Here is a 24,400-nt window from a genome sequence, read left to right as displayed (position 1 = left end):
GGGGGGCGGCTGCCACGGCGGCCGCCCCCCGCGCCCACCCCGGGGGAGGTGCTCCCGTGCTCCGTTTCGTCGTACGGCGGCTGCTCGTCGCCGCCCTGACCCTGGTCGTCATCAGCCTGGTCACGTTCGGTCTCTTCTTCGCGGTGCCGAGCAGCCCGGCGAAGGTGATGTGCGGCAAGAACTGCACGGCCGAGGACATCGCCCAGGTCGAGCGCCGCCTCGGCATCGACCAGCCGCTGCCCCGGCAGTACGCCGACTTCGTCAGCGGCGTCTTCGCCGGCCGTACCTACGGCGAGGGCGACTTCCGGCAGGACTGCCCGGCACCCTGCCTCGGCTATTCGTTCCGCAACAACCAGCCCGTCACCGAGATCGTCGCCCAGCGCGCCCCGGTGACCTTCAGCATCGTCCTCGGCGGCGCCGTGCTCTGGCTCGGCCTCGGCATCTCGCTCGGCATGGTGTCGGCGCTACGCCGGGGTACGGCGTTCGACCGCGCCGCGATCGGCGTCACGCTGGCCGGGGCGTCGATGCAGGTCTACTTCTTCGGGCTGATCCTGCTCTACCTGCTCGTCTACTCCACCGGGCTGCTGCCGTTCCCCAGCTACACCCCGCTGACCGAGAACCCGTTCCGCTGGGCGGCCGGGCTGATTCTGCCCTGGATGACGCTCGGCTTCCTCAACTCGGCGTTGTACGCCCGGCTGTCCCGGGCGCAGATGGTGGAGACGCTGTCGGAGGACTTCGTCCGTACCGCCCGGGCGAAGGGCCTGCCCGCCCGGAAGGTGCACACCCGGCACGCGCTGCGGGCGGCGATCACACCGATCGTCACGATCGCCGGGCTGGACATCGGCACCAGCCTCGGCGGCACCTTCATCACCGAGACGATCTTCGGCCTCCAGGGTCTCGGCAAGGCGACTGTGGAGGCGGTGCAGTTCCTCAACCTGCCGGTGGTGATGGCGACGGTGCTGCTGGCGGCGGTGTTCATCGTGGTCGCCAACATCGTCGTCGACGTGCTGTACGCGGTGATCGACCCACGGGTCCGGTTGGGCTGAGGAGGAGGAGACGGACATGGTGGAGCTTCCGGCGCCGCGTCGCGGCGAGGGCCCGTACCTGCGGGTCAGGGATCTGCGGGTGCGGTTCGACACCGAGGACGGTGTGGTGCGGGCCGTGGACGGTGTGTCGTTCGCCGTGGAGCGGGGTCGCACGCTGGGGATCGTGGGGGAGTCGGGTTCCGGTAAGAGCGTCACGTCGCTGGCGATCCTCGGTTTGCACAACGCGAGGCGGACGGTCATCTCGGGGGAGATCTCGGTGGGTGGGCGTCAGCTGGTGGGGTTGGGTGAGGAGGAGGTGCGGCGGCTGCGGGGCCGGGACATGGCGATGGTCTTCCAGGATCCGTTGTCGGCGTTGCATCCGTACTACTCGGTGGGTGGGCAGATCGCTGAGGCGTACCGGGTGCATCATCCGAGGGCCGGTCGGCGGGAGGCGCGGACGCGGGCGGTGGACATGTTGGGCCGGGTGGGGATTCCGCAGCCGGCGCGGCGGTTCGAGCAGTATCCGCATGAGTTCTCGGGTGGGATGCGGCAGCGGGCGATGATCGCGATGGCGTTGGTGAACGATCCGGATCTGCTGATCGCGGATGAGCCGACGACGGCGTTGGATGTGACGGTGCAGGCGCAGATCCTGGATCTGCTTGCCGATTTGCAGGAGGAGTTCCGGTCGGCGATCGTGTTGATCACGCATGACCTGGGTGTGGTCAGTCAGGTGGCTGATGACGTGTTGGTGATGTATGCGGGCCGGGCGGTGGAGCACGGGAGTGTGGAGCGGGTGTTGCGGGCGCCGCAGCATCCGTACACGTGGGGGTTGTTGTCGAGTGTGCCGTCGTTGCACGGTGACGCGGACGCGGACCTGCTGCCGATTCCGGGTAACCCGCCCAGTCTGATCAACCTGCCGTCGGGGTGTGCGTTTCATCCGCGGTGCCGGTGGGCCGACGTGAACGGCGACCGGTCCCGCACCGAGGTTCCGGAGCTGGTTCCGGCGGGGGCGGCAGGGCATCTGGTGGCGTGTCATCTGCCGGTCGCCGCGCGGGAGCGGATCTACCGCGACGAGGTCGCGCAGGTGGGGGTGGCCCGATGAGTGCTGACCGGGACACGACGGGCGCGGTCGACGGCCGGCGGGGTGAGGCCGTCCGTGCGGTGCCGGGCGGCGAGCCGCTGCTGTCGGTGCGGGGGCTGACCAAGCACTTCCCCGTCCGGCAGGGCCTGCGCAGCACGGGTGCGGTGCGGGCGGTGGACGGGTTGGACTTCGACGTGCGGCCGGGCGAGACCCTCGGACTGGTGGGGGAGTCGGGGTGCGGGAAGACCACGACCGGGCGGATGCTGGTGCGGCTGTTGGAGCCCACCGCCGGGTCGATCACCTTCGCGGGGCGGGACATCACCCACGCGGGGCGTGGTGAGCTGCGCGGGTTGCGGCAGGACCTGCAGATCATCTTCCAGGACCCGTACGCGTCGCTGAATCCCCGCCACACGGTGGGGCGGATCGTGGCGATGCCGTTGCAGGTCAACCGCATCACCCCACCCGGCGGCGTCAAGAAGCGGGTGCAGGAACTCCTGGAACTGGTCGGGTTGAATCCGGAGCACTACAACAGGTATCCGCACGAGTTCTCCGGCGGGCAACGCCAGCGCATCGGCATCGCCCGCGCCCTCGCCCTCAAACCCAAACTCATCGTGGCCGACGAACCCGTCTCCGCCCTCGACGTGTCGATCCAGGCGCAGGTCATCAACCTGCTCCGCAGCCTGCAACGCGACCTCGACCTGGCGTTCGTGTTCATCGCCCACGACCTCGCCGTCGTGCGGCACTTCTGCCACCGCGTCGCCGTCATGTACCTCGGCAAGATCGTCGAGATCGGCGACCGCGACACCATCTACACCCACCCCCAGCACCCCTACACCCGGGCGCTGCTGTCCGCGATCCCCGACGTCACCACCCTCGGGCCCGCCGGACGGATCCGTCTCACCGGCGACGTGCCCACGCCACTCAACCCGCCGTCGGGCTGCCGCTTCCGCACCCGCTGCTGGAAAGCCACCGACCACTGCGCCACCGAAGAACCGGCGCTGACCACCCGCGACGACGGCAGACAGCAAACCGCCTGCCACTACCCCGAGAACGAGCCCGCAAGCTCCCGAGAGGATGCGGCGGTGGGAGCCACCCCCGAACCCGGCACCGACGAACGCACCTGACCCACGACGGGGCCGGGGGCGACCGTGCCCGGCGCAGGGATCAAGCCTGACCGCCCGGAGCCGGGCACGGTCGCCCCCGGCCCTGAACGGTGACCGGAGCCTGAACGGTGACCCGGTACGGACCCTAGACCGAGCGCCACGAATGGGAGGAAAGCGCAGAAGCCTGCGGACCCATCAGCAGCATCCCCCCGTCCACCGCCCACGACGCCCCCGTCACGTACGCCGCAGCCGGTGAGGCGAGCATCGCCACCACCGCTGCCACCTCGCGGGCGTCACCGGGGCGCCCCACCGGCACGCCGGGACGCTCCTGCGTGAACGGGTCGACGTCCTCCTGCCCGGTCATCGGCGTGGCGATCTCGCCCGGTGCCACCGCGTTGACTGTGATCCCGTCGGCCGCCAGTTCCTGCGCCATCACCTTCGTGAGCAGGCCGAGCCCGCCCTTCGCCGCGCAGTACGCCGACGAGCCGACCCGGGGCGCGTGCTCGTGCACGCTGGTGATGTTGATGATCCGGCCACCTCGCCCGGCCGCGCGCATCCGCCGGGCGGCCGGGCGAGCACAGGAACGGCCCGTCCAGGTCCACCGCCAGCACGTCCCGCCACTTCTCCCAGCTCACGTCCACGAAGGGCTCGGACAGGCCGGTGCCGGCGTTGTTGACGAGTACGCCCAGGCCACCGAGCCGGTCGGCCAGCTCGTCGACCACCGCCGCCGCTTCGGGCAGCCGGGTCAGGTCCAGCTCGGCGGTCTCGCAGCGGCGGCCGGTGGCGCGTACCTCGGTGGCGGTACGGTCGGCCCCCGCCGCGTCGCCGTACCAGGTGATGCCGATGTCGTAACCGGCCTCGGCGAGCGCCACCGCGCACGCCTTGCCGATGCCGGAGTCCGCACCGGTGACGATCGCGACGCGGTCGTAGTCCTCGTATCGTTCGGGCATGTCCGCGCACTACCCGCGGGTGGCGACCTCAACCGGCCGGACGACCCCGGCTCGCCCGGCGGTTTCGTCGTAGCCGCTCGCTAGGGTACGGGCGTGATCGCCGATGACTCCGACGCTGTGACAATCCGCTTCCTGCGCATGATGCGTGCCGAGATAGGCACCGAACGGGTGGGCGAGGATTCGCTCGGCCGCACCGTCGACCTCGCCCGGCGCTTGTGGGGCACCGGTGACGCCGCCGACGCGCGACTCGCCGACGCCCTGCGCGAGCTGCACGGCGAGCCGGTCGACCTGGCCGATCCGCACGACGTGGCGGGTGCCGCGAGCGCTCTGACGGCCGACGCCGGGCTGCTCACCGAGCCGGACGCGCGCGGCGCGGCGACGGCCCGGTTCGCCGCCAACGCCCGGCGGCTGCGCACCGGCGAGATCACCCCGGCCGAGTTCGACGAGCTGATGGCGCGCGACCGCATCGACCCCGACGCCTGACGACGAGCTGATGGCGCGCGACCGCCCCGACGACCCCGATGCCTGACGACGAGCCGGGCGGCTGCCGGCGTCGTCGCCGGACGCCCGGAGCCGGCGTCACGCCGCGCGACCGGCCGTCACCACGCCGGCGGGTCAGCCCGTCCGGACCGGCACGGCGAACTCGGGCGCGTCAGCGGTGAGCAGCGCCGTCCGCGACGGCACGCGCCACTGTTCGTCCAGCGCCGCCGCCAGCTCGTCCAGCATCCGGCGCACGGTCGGCGCCGCCCCGTCGTGCATCGCCTCGACCACCACCAGCACCTCGGTGGTGCCGGCCCGTACGGCTGACGTGCCGCTCTGCCGGTGGCACCAGCGCCGGGCGTGCGCGTTCCCGCCCTGGTCGGCGAAGATCACCTCGCCGGGCGCGGGCTGCTCGCTGTCACCGCCGAGCCCTAGATAGGACTCCGTGCCGTCGGCCGGGCGCACTGTCAGGTCGCCGCCGATCCGGGCCACGTCGAGCACTGCGACCGGCGCCGCGTACCGGACCGAGAGCGCGTTGCCGAGGTCCACGAGCGGATGCAGCCGGGGCAGGTCCCCGTCCCGCCGCAGCCGGCGCAGCAGCGACTCGGCCGCGCAGCGGTAGCGGGTCGGCGGGCAGCCCATCCGGGCGAACGCGCGACGCCACGCCTGGATCTCCGGGAAGCCGCCCTCCGGCCCGGCGGCGAGCCGGTCCCGGGCGGTGCCGAGATACCCGGCCAGCCGTGGCGTGACGTCGACGTCGGGCGTGACGCCGGTGGCGTGCAGGACGCCGCAGGTCAGTTCGGGAAAGGCCGACCAGATCTCGGGGGAGTGCCGGAAACGCACGGGAAGACTCCTTCCAGGTGCTGAGGGCTAGGCGGTGAACGCGAGGCCGAGGCCCAGGACGAGGAAGCTGCCGGCGAAGGCGTGCCGCAGCAGCCCGGTCAGCCGGGGCCGGGACAGCACCCGTCGGCGCAACGCCCCGGCCAGCAGCGCGTACCCGGTGAACACCAGCAGCGTGACGGCCATGAACACCAGGCCGCAGGCGAGCATGCGCGCTGTGGCGGCGGGCGCGTCCGGCGGTACGAACTGCGGCAGGAACGCCACGAAGAACACAGTCACCTTCGGGTTCAGCAGGTTCAGCAGCACCCCGTCCCGGAACACGGCCGCCGCCGGACGCGGGGGCCGGTCGCCGTCGAGGGCGAACGTGCCCCGGTCGCGCAGCGCCGACCAGGCCATCCAGAGCAGGTACGCCACGCCCAGCCAGGTCACCACGCGGAACGCCGGGGTGCCGACGCGCAGCAGGGCGGCCAGTCCGGTCACCGCGGCGATCACGTGCGGGACGAGGCTGAGCGTGCCGCCGGCGGCAGCGGCCAGGCCGGCCCGGCGTCCGGCGGTCACAGTGGTGGCGAGCGTGTGCATCACCCCGGTGCCCGGAGTGATCGCGACGACGAGCGACGTCAGCAGGAAGGCGACTGTCATGCGGTCCAGCCTGTGCCCATAATGGCCCGATGGACAGGGCCAAAGCTGCCGCTCCCGAGGAGTCCAAAGCGGCCGGCGCGGACTTCCTCCAGCTCGACGTCGGCGAGGCGCCGCCCGGCGGCCGCGCGGACTGGCTCGCCGCCCGGCTGCGATCCGCCATCGCCGACGGACGGGCGCCGGTGGGCACGCGTCTGCCCGCCAGCCGGGTGCTCGCCGCCGAGCTGGGTGTCTCCCGCGGTGTGGTGACCGAGGCGTACCAGCGGCTGGCCGAGGACGGGCAGGTGGCGGGACGCGGCCGGGCCGGAACGGTGGTGGTCGCCACGCCGGCCGCCGTGATCACCCGGCCGCCCGAGCCGAGGACAGCACCGCAGGTGTTCGCCACCCGGCCCGGCGTCGACGCGTTCGACGAGCTGCGCGCCGTACCGGCGCAGGTGGACCTGACTCCCGGCGTACCCGATCTGGCGGCCTTTCCCCGCGCGGCCTGGCTGCGGGCCGAGCGGGCCGTGCTGCACCGGATGACGCCCGCCGCGCTCGGCTACGGCGACCCGGCCGGCACGCCCGCGCTGCGGCTCGCGGTCGCGAACTGGCTGGCCCGCAACCGGGGCGTCCGTGCGGACCCGGCCGAGGTGGTGATCGTGGCCGGGGTGTCCCAGGCGCTCGGCCTGCTCGCGCGGGTGCTGCACGACCGGGGTACGCACACCGTCGCGGTGGAGGATCCCGGCTCGCTGGGCGTACGGCAGCACCTGGTCTACTCCGGGCTGGCGACACCGCCGATCCCGGTGGACGACAGTGGCCTGTGTGTCGACGAGCTGGAGCGTTCCGGCGCTCCGGCCGTGCTGCTCACCCCGGCGCACCAGTTCCCGACCGGGGTGGTGCTCGACGGCGACCGGCGCCGGCGGCTGCTGCGGTGGGCACGCGACGGCGGCCTGGTGGTGGAGGACGACTACGACGCCGAGCACCGCTACGACCGTCCGCCGGTGCCGGCGCTGCGTGCCATGGCGCCGGATCGGGTCTGCTACGTCGGCAGCATCTCCAAGCTGCTCGCGCCGGCCCTGCGGATCGGGTGGATGCTGGTGCCGCCCGCGCTGCACGCCGACGTGGTGGCCGCGAAGCGGGCAGCCGACCTCGGCAACGCGGCGTTGCCGCAGCTCGTGCTGGCCGAGCTGATGGAGTCCGGCGCGCTGGAACGGCACCTGCGGCTGCTGCGCCACCGGCACGTACGCCGGCGGGACGCGATGATCCGGGCGGTCCGCGCGTACCTGCCGGGGGCGGTGGTGCACGGCGCGGCGGCCGGGCTGCACCTGATGGTCACGCTGCCCGGCGACGTCGACGACCGGGCGCTGGCGGCGGCGGCGCTGCGCCGCGGCGTCAAGGTCCACCCGCTGTCCTGGCACAGCCGGCGCCCGCAGCCACCCGGCCTGGTCCTCGGCTACGCGGCGACACCGCCCTCCGAGATCGACCGAGCCCTCTCCACGGTGGCCGACGCCGTCACCCCGCCCCCGTGATCAAGGAGTTCGTGTCCGAGTCGATCTCCTGGAAGGACACGAACTCCTTGATCAACCGGGGAGAGGCGGGGCGGAGGGCGGGTGGTAGAGGGCAGCCAGGGCGGCGGCGGTTTCGGACAGGCGGGTGCGCAGCGCCTCCGGGGCGAGGACCTCCACGTCGGCGCCGAGCCGGAGCAGGTCGCCGTGGGCGTGGGTGAGCGACTCGATCGGGATGACCGCGTGCACCCAGCCGGTGGCGTCGGGCGGGCCGGCGCTCGCCTCGGCGGCGGCCACCACCACGTCGCTGCCGACCTCGCGCAGCCGGGCGAACCCGCGTGGCGACAGCCGGATGCGCGCCTCGTCGCGGTGCAGGCCGGCCCGGAACTCCACCACGTGCGCGCGCCACCACGCCGGCAGGTCGAACTCCGGCCGCTCGAACGGCTCGTCCAGCGGGGTCAGGTCCAGGATCTGGTTGACCCGGTAGGTGGCCGGGTCGGCGCGGTCCGGCCGGGCGGCGACCAGGTACCAGCGTCCGCCTTTGAGCACCAGCCCGTACGGTTCGAGGACCCGGGTCGTCTCGCCCCGCCAGCCCCGGTACCGCACCCGGAGCCGGTGCTGCCGCCACACCGCCTCGGCGGCCTCGGCCAGGTGCGGCGACGGGTCGCCGTCGGAGTACCAGCCCGGTGTGTCCAGGTGGAACCGCTGTTCCAGCCGGGCCGCCCGGTCGGCCAGCGGCGCGGGCAGCGCGGCCCGCAGCTTGAGCTGGACGGCGGCGACGACCGACTGGTAGCCCAGCTCGGCCGCAGGCCCGGGGAGCCCGGCGAAGAGCAGCCGGTCCGCCTCCTCGGCGGTCAGCCCGGTCAGCCGGGTGCGCCAGCCCTCCACGAGCCGGTAGCCGCCGTCGTGTCCGGCCTCGCCGTACAGCGGGATGCCCGCGGCGTGCAGCGCCTCCACGTCCCGGTAGATCGTGCGCGCCGACACCTGGAGGCGGGCGGCCAGGTCGGCGGCGGTGAGCCGGCCGTGCGCCTGGAGGAGCAGCAGGATGGACAGGAGTCGACTGGCCCGCATTCCACTGACACTAGCTGTCAGGGGAGCGGTCCTAGCGTGCCCGCATGGCTTTTCACGACAAGGAGCTGACCGTGCCGGGGACCGTCCAGGTGGCCGGCCGGCACGTCAAGCGCTACCACATGGACCAGCCGGACCGCCGTCTCGAACCGCGGGTGGTCGACGCCGCGTACGCGTACCTGCCGTCGCTGCTGCCCGGCCCGGACGGCTCCACCCCGCCGGCGAGCTGGGTGGTGCTGCACCGGGGCGCGGACACCGGGGCGTACCTGCTGGCGTACAGCTGGTTCTTCGACAACGTGGTCGAGTGCCGCATCGCGATCGCCGGGCAGCCCGCGCTGGACTGCCCGGACGACGACCCGGCGCACTTCGTCGACCTCACCCGCCCCGGCGTCGGCTGCGTCTGGGAACTGGGCGTACTGGAACACGAGCGCACCGCCTGGATCCGGCACGTGCTCGCACCGGACCGGCCGGACCTCGCGGGTTACCTGGCCGACGCCCGGGCCGAGGGGCCGGTGGGCCGCTGATGGGCGACTTCGACTTCCTCGTCGGCACCTGGGACGTGACCAACCGGCGCCTGCGGCAGCGCCACGTCGGCGGCGACGACTGGGACGAGTTCGCCGGTGTCAGCGAGGCGCGCTCGTTCTTCGACGGCGCGGGCAGCTTCGACGAGATGCGCTGCCCGAGCCGGGGCTTCTCCGGCTCCACGGTGCGCATCGTGAACCCGTCGACCGGGCTGTGGTCGATCTACTGGATGCACAGCAGCCGTGGCGTGCTGGAACTGCCCCCGGTGGTCGGCCGGTTCACCGGCGGCGTCGGCACGTTCTACGCCGACGACACCGACGAGGGGCGGCCGGTACGCTGCCGGTTCCTCTGGTCGGCGGTCACCGCCGACTCATGCCGCTGGGAGCAGGCGTTCTCCACCGACGGTGAGCGCACGTGGGAGACCAACTGGGTCATGGAGTTCCGCCGGACGCGGTGACCGGCGGCGTGGCGGTCCGGTAGATCGCGGTCAGCCACACGTCGAGCAGCACGTCCACCACGTCCCGCTCGGCCACCGCCGGGCCGTCCCCGGCGAACGTGGCGTACCAGACGCGCTCGTTCATCGAGTTCAGCGCGATGGCGAGGTCCCGGGCGGGCAGCCCGTCCGGGGCCGCGCCGCGGGCGCGTTCGGACTCGATCGCGGCCTGCACCGCGCGGACCCAGCGTTCCAGCACCTCGGCCCAGAGCCGCCGCACCTCGGCGTTGGTGCCGCGCACCTGGGCGCAGGCCAGCACCACGTCCCGGTGCCCGCCGAACGTGGCGTGGAACCGGGCGATCAGCTCCCGCCAGTGGGCGCGCGGATCCTCGGCGAGCCGCTCGAAGACGCCCCCGGCGGCGGCGTCGGCCTCCTCGGTGACCCGGTCGAGCAGCGTGAGCAGCACCGCGTCCTTGGACGGGAAGTAGAAGTAGAACGTGGGCCGGGAGATCCCCGCGCCGCGCGCCAGGTCGTCGATGGAGATGTCGGCGAAGGGACGCTCGGCGAGCAACCGCTCGGCCGTGGCCAGGATCGCGGTCTCCCGGTCGTCGCCGGTGGACCGGCCGGCCCGCCGCCCGCGCGTCGGCGCGGCGCCGGTCGGCGTACGGGCGGTCGTCATGTCGGCAGATGCTACACCCGCTCGACACCCTGTCGATTCGACTCGACACGGTGTTGACTGCGGTCGACGGCGATGGATAGTGTCCGGTCCACCGCCGGTGCGAACGGGAGAAGCGATGGCCGCAGACCACGTCGACGTCCTCATCGTCGGGGCCGGCCTGTCCGGCATCGGCGCCGCCGTCCACCTCGGACGTGAGTGCCCCGGCAAGACCTACGCGGTGCTGGAGGCCCGGGGCGCCATCGGCGGCACCTGGGACCTGTTCCGCTACCCGGGCATCCGCTCCGACTCCGACATGTACACCCTCGGCTACTCGTTCAAGCCGTGGACCGACCCGAAGGCCATCGCCGACGGCGACTCCATCCGGGCGTACGTCCGGCAGACCGCCCGCGAGTACGACGTGGAGCGGCACATCCGCTTCCACCACCGGGCGGTACGCGCCGAGTGGGACAGCGCCACCGCGCGCTGGACCGTGCACGCCCACCGCGACGACACCGGCGAGGACGTCACCCTCACCTGCGCGTTCCTGTTCACCAACTCCGGCTACTACCGCTACGACGAGGGGTACACGCCGCGGTTCCCCGGCGTCGAGCGGTACGCCGGCACGCTCGTGCACCCGCAGCACTGGCCCGAGCGCCTGGACTACACCGGCAAGCGGGTCGTGGTGATCGGCAGCGGCGCCACAGCCGTCACCCTGGTCCCGGCCATGGCCGAGCGGGCCGCCCACGTCACCATGCTCCAGCGCTCACCCACGTACGTCATCGCGCTGCCCTCGCGTGACCCGTTCGCCGACGCCGCGCGGCGCTGGCTGCCCCCGAAGGCCGCGTACGCGGTGGCCCGGTGGAAGAACGTCACGCTCGGCGTGGCCAACTTCCAGCTCAGCCGCCGCGCCCCCGGCGTGGTGAAGCGGTTCCTGCGCCGGGCCGCGAAGGGCCGCCTCCCGTCCGGGTACGACGTCGACAGGCACTTCTCGCCCCGCTACAACCCGTGGGACCAGCGGCTGTGCGTGGTGCCGGACGGGGACCTGTTCGCCGCGCTGAGCGCCGGCCGCGCGTCGGTGGTGACCGACACCATCGACACGTTCACCGAGCAGGGCATCCGGCTCGCCTCCGGTGAGGAGCTGCCCGCCGACGTGGTGGTCACCGCCACCGGTCTCAACCTGCTCGCGCTCGGCGGCATGACGCTGGCTGTCGACGGCGCCGAGGTCGACCTCGCCTCGACTGTCGCCTACAAGGGCATGATGCTGTCCGGCGTGCCGAACTTCGCCATGACCATCGGTTACACCAACGCCTCCTGGACGCTCAAGGCCGACCTCGTCGCCACGTACGTCTGCCGGCTGCTGCGCCACCTCGACGACACCGGCCGGCAGATCGTCACGCCGCTCGCCCCGGACACCGACGACCTGGTGCCGATCATCGACCTTCAGTCCGGCTACGTGCTGCGCGCCGTCGACCAGCTGCCCAAGCAGGGGCCGCAGGCGCCGTGGCGGCTGCACCAGAACTATCCCCGAGACGTACGCCTGATGCGGCACGGCCCGCTCACCGACGGCGTACGGTTCGACCGCGCCGGCATACCCGCCACGGCGGCCACCACCTCGGGAGGAACCGATGCGTGACCTCGTCTTCCCCGGCGGCACGGCGGTGCTCACCGGCGCGGCGAGCGGCATCGGCGCGGCACTGGCCCACGGCCTGGCCCGGCGCGGCGCCGATCTGGTGCTGCTCGACCGGGACGCCGACGGCCTGGCCGCCACCGTGGCCGCGATCCGGGCCGCGTACCCGGACCGGCGGGTGGAGACCCATCTGGTCGACCTGGCCGACGCCGACGCCACCGACCGGGTCGCCGCCGAGATCCACAGTGCGCACCCCCGGATCCGCCTGCTGATCAACAACGCCGGTGTGGCGCTGGGCGGACGCTTCGACCAGGTCACCCTGGAGGAGTTCCTCTGGGTCATCGAGATCAACTTCCGGGCGGTGGTGCGCCTGACCCACGCGCTGCTGCCCGCGCTCAAGGCCGAACCCGGCGCCCACCTGGTGAACGTGTCCAGCCTGTTCGGCCTGATCGCGCCCGCCGGGCAGGCCGCGTACGCGGCGAGCAAGTTCGCCGTACGCGGGTTCACCGAGGCGCTGCGGCACGAGCTCGTCGACGACGGCGTCGGCGTCACATCGGTGCACCCGGGCGGCATCCGCACCCGGATCGCCGCCAGCGCCCGGGTGGGCAGCGGCGTGGCCCTCGACGAGTACGAGGCCGGACGCAAGCAGTTCGAGAAGCTGCTCACCATCGACCCGGCGACCGCCGCCGAGGTGATCCTGCGCGGCGCGCAGCGCCGTCGCGGCCGGGTGCTGATCGGCTGGTCGGCGAAACTGCCCGACCTGCTCGCCCGCGTCGCCCCCGCCGGGTACGGCCGGGTGCTGGCCCTGGGCATGCGCCTCCGTCCGGCCCGGCGGGCCGACGCCGGCGTGCCGGTGCCGTCTCCCCGGACCGGCGAGGAGGCCGGGGCGGAACCCGGACGCCGGGCGTGACGCTCGCCCTGCCCCCGGCCGGCGAGCGCACCGTCGACGGGCGGCGTACCCGCTGCCGGATCAGCGGCGACGGGCCGCCCGTGGTGCTTCTACACGGCATCGGCCGTACCCTCGACGACTTCACCGCCCTGCACACGGAGCTGGCCCGCGACCACCTGGTGCTCGCGGTGGACCTGCCCGGGCACGGCGGCTCCGCGCCGCTGGACGGACCGCACACGCTCCCGGCGCTGGCCGCCGCGGTGGCCCGCTTCCTGGACGTGGCAGGGGTGACCGGCCCCGCCCACCTGGTCGGCAACTCCCTCGGCGGGGCGGTCGCGATGCGCCTGGCCGCCGACGAACCGCGGCGCGTCGCCAGCCTGGCGTTGCTCAACAGCGCCGGCTTCGGCCGCGAGGTGACGGTGGCGCTGCGGCTGCTCGCGGTACGCCCGCTGGCCCGGCTGCTGCTGCGCCCGCACCCGGGGATCGTCCGCCGGACCGAACGGGCGATCTTCCACGACCCGGCGTACGTCACCGCCGAGCGGCTCGCCACCGCGCTCGCGGTGGCCCGGCAGCCGCACGCCGCCCGGGTGATGCTGGAGCTGGTCCGCGACCTGGGCACCTGGCGCGGCGTACGCCCGCAGTGGCGCGCCGACCTGCTCGACGCGGTGGCCGCGCTCGGCCTGCCCACGCTGCTCGTCTGGGGCGAGCGCGACCTGGTCCTGCCCGCCGCGCACCTGGCGTACGCCAGCACCCGGCTGCCCGAGGCGCGCAGCCACCTGTTCCGCGACACCGGGCACATGCCGCAGATCGAGCGGACCGCCGAGGTGGAGGCGCTGCTGCGGGAGCTGTGGGCCTGACCGTGGCCTGCGCCACTGTCCCGGCCCGCGCCGGGCCGGCGGGCGGCCGGCGGAGCAAGCTTAGATACATGACGCATCCCAGCCGGACCGCGCCGTCCGCCGCCGAGCGGGCGTACCGGCACCTCAAGCAGGCCATCCTGGAACAGGTCTACCCGGGCGGCCAGCTCGTCAGCGAGGGCGAGGTCGCCGAGGCGACGGGGGTGTCCCGCACCCCGGTCCGGGAGGCGCTGCTGCGGCTGGAGACCGAAGGGCTGGTCAAGCTCTACCCGAAGCGCGGCGCGCTGATCCGGCCGGTGTCGGCCCGGGAGATCGCCGACGTGATCGAGGCCCGCCGCCTGGTCGAACTGCACGCCGCCGACCGGGTCTGGCCGCGCCGCGCCGAGCTGCGCGCCGACCTGGCCCGCTGGCTGGACGAGATGCGCCGCGCGCACGCCGCCGGTGACATCACCACCCTGATGGCCGCCGACCGCTCGTTCCACGCCGCAGTGGTCGAGGCCGCCGGCAACGAGATCCTCGCCGAGCTGTACCACCGGCTGCGCGACAGGCAGCTCCGCATGGGCGAGGCGAGCTTCCGGCTCTCACCCGGCTGGGCCGAGGTCGCCCTCACCGAGCACGCCGGCCAGCTCGCCGCGCTCGACGGCGACGACCCGCAGGCCTGGCACGACGCGGTCGCCGCGCACATCGACACCGCCGCGCGGATGCTCGGGACGCTGCGGTGAACGCGGGTCGCCGCCCCGCCGCCCTGGTGTACGCGGTGGCCGTCACCGCCTATCTGACGGCCGTGTTCCACCGCAGCTCCCTCGGCGTGACGGGGGTCGACGCGGCGGAGCGCTTCCACATCAACGCCGCCGCGCTCGCCACGTTCTCCGTCGCCCAGCTCGCCGTCTACGCCGCCATGCAGGTGCCGGTCGGGGTGCTGCTGGACCGCTACGGCTCACGCCGGCTGCTGCTGGCCGGCGGCGCGCTCATGGTGGCCGGGCAGCTCCTGTTCGCGGTGGCCGGCGACGTACCGGCCGCCGTCGCCGCCCGGGTGCTCGTCGGTCTCGGCGACGCCATGACCTTCATCAGCGTGCTGCGCATCGTCGCGTTCTGGTTCCCCGGCCGGCGCAACCCGCTGCTGGTGCAGCTCACCGGCACCGTCGGCCAGTTCGGTGCGGTGCTCGGCGCCGTACCCCTGGTGCTGCTGCTGCACCGCGCGGGCTGGACCCCGGCGTTCCTGACCGCCGCGGCGCTCGGCACCACGGTGGTGCTGCTGGTCCTCGTCGCGGTACGCGACACCCCGCACGCCGAACACGCCACCGCGCTCGCCCCCGACCTGGCCACCGTACGGCGGCAGCTCGCCGACGCCTGGGCGCAGCCCGGCACGCGGCTGGGCCTGTGGACGCACTTCGTCACCCAGTTCTCCGGCGCGGTGTTCGCGCTGCTGTGGGGGTACCCGTTCCTCGTACAGGGGCAGGGGTTCTCGCCGACCGCGGCGGCCGGGATGCTCACCCTGATGACAGTGGTGACGCTCGTGTGCGGGCCGGTCATCGCGCACCTGTGCTCGCGCCACCCGTTCCACCGCTCGGTGGTGGTCTTCGCGATCACCGCCACCACCGCCGGGGTGTGGGCGGTGGTGCTGGCCTGGCCCGGCCGCGCGCCGCACTGGCTGCTGGTGGCGCTCGTGGTGGTGCTCGCGGTGAACGGACCCGGCTCGATGATCGGGTTCGACTACGCCCGCACGTTCAACCCGGTGCACCGCATCGGCAGTGCCACCGGCATCGTCAACGTGGGCGGCTTCGTCGCCTCGATCGCGCTGATCCTGGCCGTCGGCGTGGTGCTCGACCTGGCCACCCCGGCCGGGCGGGACGCGCCGCCGCTGTCCGCGTTCCGCTGGGCGTTCGCCGTGCAGTTCCTGCTCTGGGCGCTCGGCGCGGCGCAGGTGCTGCGCTACCGCAACGCCGCCCGCCGCCGCCTCGCCGACGAGCGGGCCGCCGCTGCGGTGCCGGCGGCGGCCTGAGTACGCGGGCAGCCGGGCGCGGTTTCGGCGCGGCCGGCTCAGGGCCGGTGCCGCACCAGCGAGTCGAGCACCAGGGTCAGCCCCGCGCCGACCAGCCACACGTCCTTGGCCAGGCCGATGCCCTCCTGGCTCGGCCGCAGGCTGCTGCCCTCGCGCATGCCCGGCGTCTTCAGGTACAGCTGCACCAGACCCGCGCCGAACGCGGTGAGCGCGGCTCCGGCCAGCAGCGACGGGACGAACGGGGCGAGCAGCGCCGCGCCGAGCGCGACCTCGCCCCGCGACAGCAGCACGGCGAACCGGTCCGGCGGGATCTGCCGCAACTGCGGCATCGCGCCGGCCGCCATGCCGTGCATGCCCGCGGCGGCCTCACCCTCCAGACCCCGCTTGCCCAGCCCGGAGTTCAGGATGTACGCGCCGATGGCGACCCGCAGCGGCGCATGCGACAGCCTCATGATCACTCCCGTCCCACCTGGTAGAACCGGCACACCGGGTACCCGGTCATGACCAGGACAATCCGGCGGCCTTCATTGGTTCGCGGGTCATGATCAGCGGTAGGTTCTGGGTGCAGACGCACGCAACGAAGGAGGCACCGTGAGCCAGGAAGTCCGGGGAGTCGTGTCGCGGCGCAAGGGCGCGCCCGTGGAGGTCACCACCATCGTGGTGCCGGACCCGGGGCCGGGCGAGGCGGTGGTCCGCATCCAGTCGTGCGGCGTCTGCCACACCGACCTGCACTACCGCGAGGGCGGCATCAACGACGACTACCCGTTCCTGCTCGGCCACGAGGCCGCCGGCATCGTGGAGCAGGTCGGCGACGGCGTCACCGACGTGGCACCCGGCGACTTCGTGGTGCTCAACTGGCGCGCGGTCTGCGGGCAGTGCCGGGCATGCCGGCGCGGCCGCCCGTGGTACTGCTTCGCCACCCACAACGCGACCCAGAAGATGACGCTCACCGACGGCACCGAACTGACGCCCGCGCTCGGCATCGGCGCGTTCGCCGAGAAGACGCTCGTCCACGCCGGGCAGTGCACGAAGGTCGACCCGTCGGCCCGGCCGGCGGCGGTCGGCCTGCTCGGCTGCGGCGTGATGGCCGGTCTCGGCGCGGCCATGAACACCGGCAACGTGACCCGGGGCGACTCGGTCGCGGTGATCGGCTGCGGCGGCGTCGGCGACGCGGCGGTGGCCGGCGCGGCCCTGGCCGGCGCGACCACGATCATCGCGGTGGACACCGACTCCCGCAAGCTCGACTGGGCGCGCAAGTTCGGCGCCACCCACACCGTCAACGCCTCCGAGGACGACGCGGTGGAGGCCATCCGCGCGGCCACCGGCGGCTTCGGCGCCGACGTGGTGATCGACGCGGTCGGCCGCCCGGAGACGTGGAAGCAGGCGTTCTACGCCCGCGACCTGGCCGGCACCGTCGTGCTGGTCGGCGTGCCGACCCCGGAGATGACAGTCGACCTGCCGCTGCTGGACGTCTTCGGCCGCGGCGGCGCGCTCAAGTCCAGCTGGTACGGCGACTGCCTGCCTAGCCGCGACTTCCCGATGCTGACCGAGCTGTACCGGCAGGGCCGGCTGGACCTGGACGCGTTCGTCACCGAGGAGATCGCCCTCGACCAGGTCGAGGAGGCGTTCGCCCGGATGCACCACGGCGACGTGCTGCGCTCGGTGGTGGTCTTCCCGTGACCGCCCGCGTCGACCACGCCGTCACCTCCGGCACGTTCTCGCTCGACGGCCAGACGTTCGACGTGGACAACAACGTCTGGGTGATCGGTGACGACTCGGAGTGCGTCGTCCTCGACGCGCCGCACGACGTGGCGGCCGTCCGCGAGGTGATCGGTGACCGGCGGGTGCTGGCGATCATCGCCACCCACGCCCACGACGACCACGTCCGGGTCGCGCCCGAGCTGGCCCGGGCCACCGGCGCGCCGGTGCTGCTGCACCCGGCCGACCGGGTGCTGTGGGACATGGTGCACCCGGACACGGCCCCGGACGGCGACCTCACCGACGGGCAGACGTTCACCGTCGGCGGCACCACGCTGCGGGTGCTGCACACGCCCGGCCACAGCCCCGGCGCGTGCAGCCTGTACGCCCCCGACCTGGGCGCGGTCTTCACCGGCGACACCCTGTTCGCCGGTGGACCGGGCGCGACCGGGCGGTCGTACAGCGACTTCGGCACCATCGTCGAGTCGATCCGTACCCGGCTGCTCACGCTGCCGCCGGAGACGGTGGTGCACACGGGGCACGGCGACGACACCACGATCGGGGCCGAGGCGCCGCACCTGGACGAGTGGATCGCCCGGGGCCACTGAGGACCGAACACCCGCGCGGGCCCGGCCGGAGCAGTCCGGTTCGGGCCCGCGGCGTCTCCCGGCCCGTCCGCGCGCCGGCGGGCGTCCGTCCGCTTCGGACGGCACCGAAACCGTGTGGCCGGGCGAGGTCCCGTCCGGTGATACTCGGGCCCGTGCCCGTCGCCACACTCACCGCCGCCCAGTCCGCCGCGCTGCGCCACGTCCGCGACGTCGCGCTGCGCGACCGCCCGGCGGCGCTCGCCGTCATCGCCCGCCACCTCGCCGCCTCCGGCGCCACGTACCGGTACGAGGAGGTCGTCGCCGCGGTGACCGGGTACGGGCGCCTGACTGTCAACTTCCACCCCGACCGGGTGCTGCGGCACGGCCGTACAGTGATCGAGGCGCTGGACGAGGAGGGCGTCTACCGCAGCCAGTTCGAGACCGGCATCTCCAACGGCGGGCTGACCGCGTACCCGGGCGGCGACCGGGACGTCTGGGAGCAGGCGATGTTCGGCGGCGCGTACCAGCGTCCCGGCGTGCTCCCCACGGAGCGCCCGAAGTACGGCGGCCTGAACCTGCTCGACCACGCCGACGGTGCGTGCCCCCGGTTCGGTTCGTGTCACCTGCGGCTGCGCCCGGAGGTGCTGGCCCGGGCGACGTTCAGCTTCGGTGACAGCCACATCGAGCCCACCGAGTTCGGCACCGTCGACGTCTTCGAGCCGGTGTTCGCGGCGCTGCTGGCCGCCACCGCCGGCACCGGCGTCGCCCTGGGCGTGGCCGGCATGGACACCGGCACGCTGCTGCGGACGCTGCTGCGCCGCCGGGAACGGGAGTCCGGGCGGGTCGGCCGGGCGTTGGACGACTACATCGAGGCGCAGGTGCACGGCGAGATCAGCCTGGCCCGCGACGTCGAGGCGCTCGTGGTCGACCCGTCGTTCCGCGGCACCGACGTGGGGCGCCGCCTGGAGGGCATCGCCGCGCGGCACGGCGTGGCGCTGCGCTTCCACCCCGGCTTCATGCTGCCCGTCGACGCCGTGGACGCCGAGTTCCGCGGCCCGGACATCCCGCCGCTGGCCGTACGTGTCGCCGCCGAGTTCGCCCGCCCGGGGGAGCCGCTGCACGCGGCGCTCGTCGGCCGCGCCGCCGCCTCGGTGGTGCGCGAGCCGCAGCGCTGGGCCGACCGGGGGCCGGCCGCGGTGACGCTTCAGCACCTCAAGCAGCTCTGGCACGTGCTGGTCCGGTTCGGCGTTCCGGCCTGATCATCCCTGTTCGTCCCGTCCGCCGCGCTCCGGCAGCCGCTGCCCGGAATCGCGGGTGACCTGGACCGCAGCCTCGGCCCTGCCCGGCATTTCCGGAATGACCGACACTGCGGGCTGGTTGTGTCCCCCGTACCGCCGGAAGCCAAACACCTACCCGGCGGTAGTCCCTCGAGGGGCGCTCACCCCGGAGCGCGTCGTAACGATCGAAAGGGCAACCATCGTGAAGCAGCACTTCACTCGATGGCTCCCCGCCATCGCGAAGACCGCCGTCGCGAAGACCGCCGCCGTCACCCGTAACCGCCGCGCCGCGCTGAGCGTGGCGGGTGTGGCAGTCCTGGGCGGCCTGGCCGTCGGCCCCGTCGCCGTGGCCGCGCCCGTGACCAGCGGGCCGCACGCCGGCGCCAAGGCCGCGATCGACCTGGCCACCGGCAAGAAGACCTCCACCGAGGCGGTGAAGCCCGGCCAGACCACCGGCCTGGACAAGGTGCCGACCCGGGCCGACCGGCCGGCCAAGGAGAAGCTCGTGCCGCACGGCGTCGAGGGCGCGCAGTCGCGCATCCCGCTCGACGACGCGCAGCTCGACAACGCCAAGGCCATCGTCGAGGCGGCCAAGGAGACCGGCGTGGGGGAGCGGGGCGCCGTGATCGGCGTCGCGACCTCGCTGCAGGAGTCGAAGCTGTACAACCTGGGTCACCTCGGCGCGTACAACGACCACGACTCGGAGGGCCTGTTCCAGCAGCGCCCGTCGTCCGGTTGGGGCACGTCCGAGCAGATCACCGACCCGGAGTACTCCAGCAAGGCGTTCTTCAACGCGCTGAAGAACGTGGGCGGCTGGCACGAGCTGCCGCTGACCACCGCCGCGCAGACGGTCCAGGTGTCCGCCTACCCGTACGCGTACGCGCAGTGGGAGGAGCAGGCGGCGGACATCGTCCAGCAGGTCTGGTGACCCGACACCCGTAGCGAACGGCCGGCCCTTCCGGGGCCGGCCGTTCTCGCACGGAGCAGGCCCTCGGGGGGAGGGCGGCCGGGTGGGCGCGATGTCCGGTTGCGCTGTGGTGGGCGGCACTGTGCGGGCGGAATCGGGGGTGGGCGGATGGCGTTGTAACCCGGTGCGCGACCGGAGCGGCGCCGCCGAGCGCCACCCGGGAACAACCCCGGGCTGCCGGTCGTTGCAGATGCACCCGGCACGCCGCGCGCTGCCGGATCCCCCCGAGAAACCTGAGCGCCTGACGGTGCCCACGCATCCCCCCGGATGCGTCGACCCCCGAACGGAGCCCACCATGAACACGATCCTGCGCAAGAGCATCCTCGGTATCGCCGGTCTGGCCTTCACCGGTGGCGTGTTCGCCGGTCCGGTCGCCGCCCACGCGGCGGACACCGCCAAGCCGGCCGCCGTCGCGGTCCAGGGCGTGAGCCCGCAGGGCGCGCAGTCGCACGTGGACCTGAACGACGAGCAGGTCGCCAACGCCAAGGCCATCATCGCGGCCACCAAGAAGGCGGGCCTGCCCGAGCGCGCCGCGGTCATCTCGATCGCCACCGCGCTGCAGGAGTCGAAGCTGGAGAACCTGGGTCACCTGGGTGACCGCAACGACCACGACTCGCTGGGCCTGTTCCAGCAGCGGCCGTCCAGCGGCTGGGGTACGCCGGAGCAGATCACCGACCCCGAGTACTCGACGCTGGCGTTCCTCAAGGGCCTCAAGCAGGTCGACGGCTGGCAGGACATGCCGCTGACCGAGGCCGCGCAGACCGTGCAGGTCAGCGCCTACCCCGACGCGTACGCGCAGTGGGAGAAGCAGGCCGCCGAGATCGTCGCCGAGCACTGGAACAAGTAAGACCTGACGAAAGGCCGGTACCCGATCCGGGTGCCGGCCTTTCGCGTGCCCTCAGCCGCTGTGCGCGGCGAGCCACGACAGCACCGGCTCGACCACCGACGGGTCCAGCGGCTGCTTCGCCTCGTCCCGGTACGCCCGCAGCGACGGCGGACCCGGCCGGCGGCGCAGCACGTGGGTGACGTCCGGCAGCACCCCGGTCTGCACGGGCCCGCCCGCGTGCGCGGCGATGACCGGCAGGTCCGCCGGATCGGTCTGGAGATCCTTGTCGCCGGTGAGCGCGAGGATCGGCGCGTCGACGCGGGCCAGGTCCGGCCGGGGGTCGTAGCGCAGGAACTCCCGGAACCAGCGGGCGTTGAGCCGCTGCCCGCCGACCCACGCCACGTCCTTGTCGGTGGCGAGGATCTTCTCGTGGTTGCGGGCCACCTTCGCCAGCAGGTCGGTGCGGGTGAGCCGGAGGACGAGGCGTACCGGCGCGGGCAGGGTGGGCAGCAGCAGCCCGGCCTGCCGGCGCAGGACCTCGGCGCCGGTGCGCCCGGGCGCGGAGAGCAGGACCAGGCCGGCCACTGGTACGCCGCGCGCGGCGAGCGCGACAGCGGTGAGCGCGCCCTCGCTGTGCCCGACCAGGAACAGCCGCCCGGCGTCCACGGCCGGGTCGTCGCGCACCGCGGCGAGCACGGCGGCCGCGTCGTCGACGTTGTCGTGGAAGCCGGTACGCAGGAACTCGCCGCTGCTCTCGCCGACGCCCCGCCTGTCGTACCGGGCGACAGCGATCCCGGCGCCGGTCAGCGCGGCGGCCAGGTGCCGCTGGATGCCCAGCGGCAGGCGGCGGTGGTCGCCGTCGCGGTTGATCGGCCCGGAGCCGGGCAGCAGCAGCGCCAACGGATGCGGTCCGGCGCCGTCGGGCAGCGTGAGCGTGCCGGACAGCCGCTGCCCGGCCGAGTCGACGGCGAGCGGACGCTCGACCGTCACGGCAGCACCGCCGCGGCCAGGGCGGAGGCGTCGTCGGCGCCGATCAGCAGGGAGTCGTACGCCTGGCCGGTGAGGGTGATGCGGACGGCCCGCTGGCCGCCGCGGACGCTGACGAACTCCTTGCCGGCCCTGCCGCGCCAGGTGCCGACGTTGCGCGTGCCGGGGACGCCGAGGCCGGGCGCCCGGATGCCGCGGGTGGCGCGCGCCCCGTCCGGTACGACGACGGCGCCGCTGACGGCGGAGCGGGGGAACGACAGGTCGCCGCGCAGCGCCCAGACCTTCTCGGCGGTGGTGAGCCGGACGTCGATGCGGTCGGGGGTGAGGTCGATGGTGGCCATCGGCGAACTCCTCGCTTCTGTTATCGTTGCTGAGAACATTACCGGAGGCGATAACAAAAAGGGGAGCCACTGTGGCACTCGACACCGTGGAGCTGCTGCTGCACCCGGTCCGGCTGCGCATCGTCCAGGCGTTCCTGGGTGGCCGCACGCTCACCACCACCGAGCTGCGCACCGAACTGAGCGACGTGCCACCGGCCACGCTCTACCGGCAGGTCGCCACGCTCGCCGACCACGGCGTCCTGCACACGGTGGGGGAACGGCGGGCCCGCGGCGCCGTCGAGCGCAGCTACCGGCTCCACGAGGCCGCCGCGTCGGTGGACCCGGACGAGGCCCGGGCCATGAGCCCGCAGCGGCACCGCCAGGCGTTCCTCACCTTCGTCGCGGGCCTGCTCGCCGACTTCGACGGCTACCTCGACCGCGGCGACGCCGACCTGGCCCGCGACGTGGCCGGCTACCGGCAGAACGCGTTCCACGCCACCGACGCCGAGACCGCCGAGTTCGTCACCCGGTTCCGCGACCTGTTCGCCGAGTACGCGGCTCTCGGCCCCGGGCCCGGCCGCACCCGGCGGCTGCTCACCACAGTCCTGCTGCCCGCCGCCGATCAGGAGCGACCCGCGGACCGCCGGTGACCGAGCACGATGTCCGCCACCGCGGCGCCGAGCGCCAGCACGATGATCCCGGCGGCGAGCAGCAGTGAGTGGCGGAACGCCGTACTCCAGTCGCCGCGGTCGTCGGCGATCGTCGAGAAGAACAGCGCGCCCACCGCGGCGATGCCGGCGGCCGATCCGATCCGCTGCCCGGTCTGGAGCATCCCGGCGCCGCTGCCGGCCATCGGCACCGGCACCTCGGACAGCGTGAGCGTCTGGTTCGGCGCGATCACCAGGCCGCTGCCCAGCCCGGCGACGAGCAACGGCAGCGCGGTCCGCAGCGGCACGTCGTCGTGCGGACCGCCGGCCAGCACCAGGTCGGTCGCGATCAGCCCGGCCACCACGGCCAGCAACCCGATCGCGACGAGCGGACGGCCGTAGCGGGTGACCACCCGGCCGCCGAGCGCGGAGGCGAGCGCCGAACCGAGCGCGAACGGGGTGATCGCCAGACCGGCCACGAGCGCGCTGTAGCCGAGCCCCATCTGGAGGTAGAGCGTGAAGATGAAGAAGATCGCGGTGAACCCGGCGAAGTAGATCAGGCCGATCAGCGCGCCCAGCGTGTACGAGCGCACCGTGAACAGCCGCAGGTCGAACAGCGGCTGGGCGCGCCGGGCGTACCGGTGCTCCCAGAGCGCGAACCCGGCGAGCAGCAGCAGGCCGGCGGGGATCAGCAGCCACTTGCCCGGGCCCCGCCACTGCTCCCGCTGCACAAGCGGCAGCAGGATCACCGTGACTCCGGCGCCGAGCAGCAGCACGCCGAGCGGGTCGAGCCGCCCCCGTCCGGCGGGGTTGGTGGGCCGGGCCGGCATCAGCCGCCAGCCGAGCAGCATCGCCACGATCCCGACCGGGATGTTCACGAAGAACACCCACCGCCAGCCGTGCTCGGCGCCGCCGAGCTGGATGAGCAGCCCGCCGAGCAGCGGACCCACGGCGGTGGAGATGCCGATCGTCGCGCCCAGCAGCCCGAACGCCCGGCCCCGGTCCGCGCCCCGGAACAGCTCCTGGATCATGCCACTGACCTGGGGGTTCACCACACCGGCGGCGGCGCCCTGGACGAGGCGGGCGACGACCAGCCACTCCGGCGAGCGCGCCAGCCCGGCCAGCGCGCTGGTCAGCGTGAACAGCCCCACCCCGACCACGAACGCGGTACGCCGCCCGCGCGCGTCACCGAACCGCCCGGCCGGCACCAGCACCAGGCCGAACGTCAGCGCGTACCCGGACAGCACCCACTGCAGATCGCTCGGCGTGGCGTGCAGCGCCCGGTCGATCGACGGCACCGCGACGTTGACGATGCTGACGTCCAGCAGCGTCATGAACGCCGCGATCAGGCCGACGCTCAGCGCGCGCCAGCGGCGCCGGCCGTCGTACCCGGTGTCAGGCACCGGCGTCGACGACCGGCCCTCGCTCATCGTGCCCCC

Annotated in this window: 26 protein-coding genes and 1 pseudogene; 18 read left to right on the top strand and 9 right to left on the bottom strand. The window is 73.7% G+C overall.

Annotated elements, in window-relative coordinates; translation table 11 throughout:
• The first annotated feature begins 56 nt into the window (after positions 1-56).
• Genes FB454_RS22105 through FB454_RS22095 form a run of 3 tightly spaced genes read left to right on the top strand, consistent with a single transcriptional unit; the run spans position 57 to position 3,230 of the window.
• Complete coding sequence (locus FB454_RS22105; RefSeq protein ID WP_047894706.1) at positions 57-1,046, top strand: ABC transporter permease; 990 nt, start codon at positions 57-59, stop codon at positions 1,044-1,046.
• A 16-nt stretch (positions 1,047-1,062) separates the two neighbouring features.
• Complete coding sequence (locus tag FB454_RS22100; protein WP_145823394.1) at positions 1,063-2,127, top strand: ABC transporter ATP-binding protein; 1,065 nt, start codon at positions 1,063-1,065, stop codon at positions 2,125-2,127.
• Positions 2,124-3,230 carry a dipeptide ABC transporter ATP-binding protein gene (locus FB454_RS22095; protein WP_145823393.1) on the top strand — a complete coding sequence of 369 codons (1,107 nt, stop codon included), beginning with the start codon at positions 2,124-2,126 and terminating at the stop codon, positions 3,228-3,230. The genes FB454_RS22100 and FB454_RS22095 overlap by 4 nt, the downstream gene beginning before the upstream one ends.
• A 124-nt stretch (positions 3,231-3,354) precedes the next feature.
• Here FB454_RS22095 and FB454_RS22090 read toward each other — a convergent pair.
• Positions 3,355-4,159: pseudogene (locus FB454_RS22090) on the bottom strand (SDR family oxidoreductase).
• A gap of 93 nt (positions 4,160-4,252) precedes the next feature.
• On the opposite strand from FB454_RS22090, the gene FB454_RS22085 reads away from it, so the two are divergent.
• The gene (locus tag FB454_RS22085; protein WP_013286424.1) at positions 4,253-4,642 is read left to right on the top strand and encodes a hypothetical protein; all 390 of its coding nucleotides are present in this window, start codon (positions 4,253-4,255) and stop codon (positions 4,640-4,642) included.
• A gap of 132 nt (positions 4,643-4,774) precedes the next feature.
• On the opposite strand, the gene FB454_RS22080 is transcribed toward FB454_RS22085, so the two are convergent.
• Positions 4,775-5,482: a B3/B4 domain-containing protein gene (locus FB454_RS22080; protein WP_013286423.1), complete on the bottom strand. Its 708-nt coding sequence runs from the start codon at positions 5,480-5,482 to the stop codon at positions 4,775-4,777.
• A 27-nt stretch (positions 5,483-5,509) separates the two neighbouring features.
• Positions 5,510-6,118, bottom strand: a complete 609-nt coding sequence (locus FB454_RS22075; protein ID WP_013286422.1) for a LysE family translocator — start codon at positions 6,116-6,118, stop codon at positions 5,510-5,512.
• A gap of 29 nt (positions 6,119-6,147) precedes the next feature.
• On the opposite strand from FB454_RS22075, the gene pdxR reads away from it, so the two are divergent.
• Positions 6,148-7,623 carry a MocR-like pyridoxine biosynthesis transcription factor PdxR gene (gene pdxR / locus FB454_RS22070; RefSeq protein ID WP_013286421.1) on the top strand — a complete coding sequence of 492 codons (1,476 nt, stop codon included), beginning with the start codon at positions 6,148-6,150 and terminating at the stop codon, positions 7,621-7,623.
• Positions 7,624-7,674: 51 nt separating this feature from the next.
• Here the strand turns inward: pdxR and FB454_RS22065 are convergent, their stop codons facing one another.
• Positions 7,675-8,670 (bottom strand): helix-turn-helix transcriptional regulator, encoded by a 996-nt coding sequence (locus tag FB454_RS22065; protein WP_013286420.1) that lies wholly within the window; start codon positions 8,668-8,670, stop codon positions 7,675-7,677.
• A 44-nt stretch (positions 8,671-8,714) separates the two neighbouring features.
• On the opposite strand from FB454_RS22065, the gene FB454_RS22060 reads away from it, so the two are divergent.
• Together FB454_RS22060 and FB454_RS22055 are read left to right on the top strand one after the other, a co-directional pair.
• Entirely contained in the window at positions 8,715-9,191 is a 477-nt protein-coding gene (locus FB454_RS22060; protein WP_145823392.1) for a hypothetical protein, read from the top strand.
• Positions 9,191-9,646, top strand: coding sequence for a hypothetical protein (locus FB454_RS22055; protein WP_145823391.1), 456 nt, complete (start codon positions 9,191-9,193; stop codon positions 9,644-9,646). The genes FB454_RS22060 and FB454_RS22055 overlap by 1 nt, the downstream gene beginning before the upstream one ends.
• Here FB454_RS22055 and FB454_RS22050 read toward each other — a convergent pair.
• The gene (locus tag FB454_RS22050; protein WP_013286417.1) at positions 9,621-10,301 is read right to left on the bottom strand and encodes a TetR/AcrR family transcriptional regulator; all 681 of its coding nucleotides are present in this window, start codon (positions 10,299-10,301) and stop codon (positions 9,621-9,623) included. The genes FB454_RS22055 and FB454_RS22050 overlap by 26 nt on opposite strands.
• A gap of 115 nt (positions 10,302-10,416) precedes the next feature.
• On the opposite strand from FB454_RS22050, the gene FB454_RS22045 reads away from it, so the two are divergent.
• The 5 genes from FB454_RS22045 (at position 10,417) to FB454_RS22025 (ending at position 15,652) form a co-directional block, all read left to right on the top strand.
• Entirely contained in the window at positions 10,417-11,913 is a 1,497-nt protein-coding gene (locus tag FB454_RS22045) for a flavin-containing monooxygenase (RefSeq protein ID WP_145823390.1), read from the top strand.
• Complete coding sequence (locus tag FB454_RS22040; RefSeq protein ID WP_013286415.1) at positions 11,906-12,817, top strand: SDR family NAD(P)-dependent oxidoreductase; 912 nt, start codon at positions 11,906-11,908, stop codon at positions 12,815-12,817. Before FB454_RS22045 ends, FB454_RS22040 begins: the two co-directional genes overlap by 8 nt.
• Positions 12,814-13,653, top strand: a complete 840-nt coding sequence (locus FB454_RS22035; protein ID WP_013286414.1) for an alpha/beta fold hydrolase — start codon at positions 12,814-12,816, stop codon at positions 13,651-13,653. Before FB454_RS22040 ends, FB454_RS22035 begins: the two co-directional genes overlap by 4 nt.
• Positions 13,654-13,721: 68 nt before the next feature.
• A complete protein-coding gene (locus tag FB454_RS22030; RefSeq protein ID WP_036311809.1) occupies positions 13,722-14,372 on the top strand; it encodes a GntR family transcriptional regulator in 651 nt (216 codons plus the stop codon).
• Entirely contained in the window at positions 14,369-15,652 is a 1,284-nt protein-coding gene (locus FB454_RS22025) for an MFS transporter (RefSeq protein WP_145823389.1), read from the top strand. The genes FB454_RS22030 and FB454_RS22025 overlap by 4 nt, the downstream gene beginning before the upstream one ends.
• Before the next feature lie 38 nt (positions 15,653-15,690).
• Here the strand turns inward: FB454_RS22025 and FB454_RS22020 are convergent, their stop codons facing one another.
• Positions 15,691-16,104, bottom strand: coding sequence for a hypothetical protein (locus FB454_RS22020; RefSeq protein ID WP_013476735.1), 414 nt, complete (start codon positions 16,102-16,104; stop codon positions 15,691-15,693).
• A gap of 139 nt (positions 16,105-16,243) precedes the next feature.
• Between FB454_RS22020 and FB454_RS22015 the strand changes: the two genes are divergently transcribed.
• The 5 genes from FB454_RS22015 (at position 16,244) to FB454_RS21995 (ending at position 21,028) form a co-directional block, all read left to right on the top strand.
• Entirely contained in the window at positions 16,244-17,332 is a 1,089-nt protein-coding gene (locus tag FB454_RS22015) for an S-(hydroxymethyl)mycothiol dehydrogenase (RefSeq protein WP_013286410.1), read from the top strand.
• The gene (locus tag FB454_RS22010; protein ID WP_145823388.1) at positions 17,329-17,958 is read left to right on the top strand and encodes an MBL fold metallo-hydrolase; all 630 of its coding nucleotides are present in this window, start codon (positions 17,329-17,331) and stop codon (positions 17,956-17,958) included. Before FB454_RS22015 ends, FB454_RS22010 begins: the two co-directional genes overlap by 4 nt.
• A 137-nt stretch (positions 17,959-18,095) precedes the next feature.
• The gene (locus FB454_RS22005) at positions 18,096-19,196 is read left to right on the top strand and encodes a DUF3626 domain-containing protein (RefSeq protein ID WP_145823387.1); all 1,101 of its coding nucleotides are present in this window, start codon (positions 18,096-18,098) and stop codon (positions 19,194-19,196) included.
• A gap of 220 nt (positions 19,197-19,416) precedes the next feature.
• A complete protein-coding gene (locus FB454_RS22000; RefSeq protein WP_030275023.1) occupies positions 19,417-20,142 on the top strand; it encodes a hypothetical protein in 726 nt (241 codons plus the stop codon).
• Between the two features lie 334 nt (positions 20,143-20,476).
• Positions 20,477-21,028, top strand: coding sequence for a hypothetical protein (locus tag FB454_RS21995; protein ID WP_071094959.1), 552 nt, complete (start codon positions 20,477-20,479; stop codon positions 21,026-21,028).
• Positions 21,029-21,079: 51 nt separating this feature from the next.
• Here the strand turns inward: FB454_RS21995 and FB454_RS21990 are convergent, their stop codons facing one another.
• Complete coding sequence (locus FB454_RS21990; protein WP_145823386.1) at positions 21,080-21,997, bottom strand: alpha/beta fold hydrolase; 918 nt, start codon at positions 21,995-21,997, stop codon at positions 21,080-21,082.
• Positions 21,994-22,335 carry a hypothetical protein gene (locus tag FB454_RS21985; protein WP_145823385.1) on the bottom strand — a complete coding sequence of 114 codons (342 nt, stop codon included), beginning with the start codon at positions 22,333-22,335 and terminating at the stop codon, positions 21,994-21,996. Before FB454_RS21985 ends, FB454_RS21990 begins: the two co-directional genes overlap by 4 nt.
• 71 nt (positions 22,336-22,406) lie before the next feature.
• On the opposite strand from FB454_RS21985, the gene FB454_RS21980 reads away from it, so the two are divergent.
• Positions 22,407-22,964, top strand: a complete 558-nt coding sequence (locus tag FB454_RS21980) for a helix-turn-helix domain-containing protein (protein ID WP_145823384.1) — start codon at positions 22,407-22,409, stop codon at positions 22,962-22,964.
• Here the strand turns inward: FB454_RS21980 and FB454_RS21975 are convergent.
• Positions 22,937-24,391: an MFS transporter gene (locus FB454_RS21975; protein WP_145823383.1), complete on the bottom strand. Its 1,455-nt coding sequence runs from the start codon at positions 24,389-24,391 to the stop codon at positions 22,937-22,939. The genes FB454_RS21980 and FB454_RS21975 overlap by 28 nt on opposite strands.
• Positions 24,392-24,400 lie beyond the last annotated feature (9 nt).

The sequence above is a fragment of the Micromonospora sp. CNZ297 genome (assembly GCF_007827625.1).
This window is presented reverse-complemented; position numbering and strand designations above follow the sequence as displayed.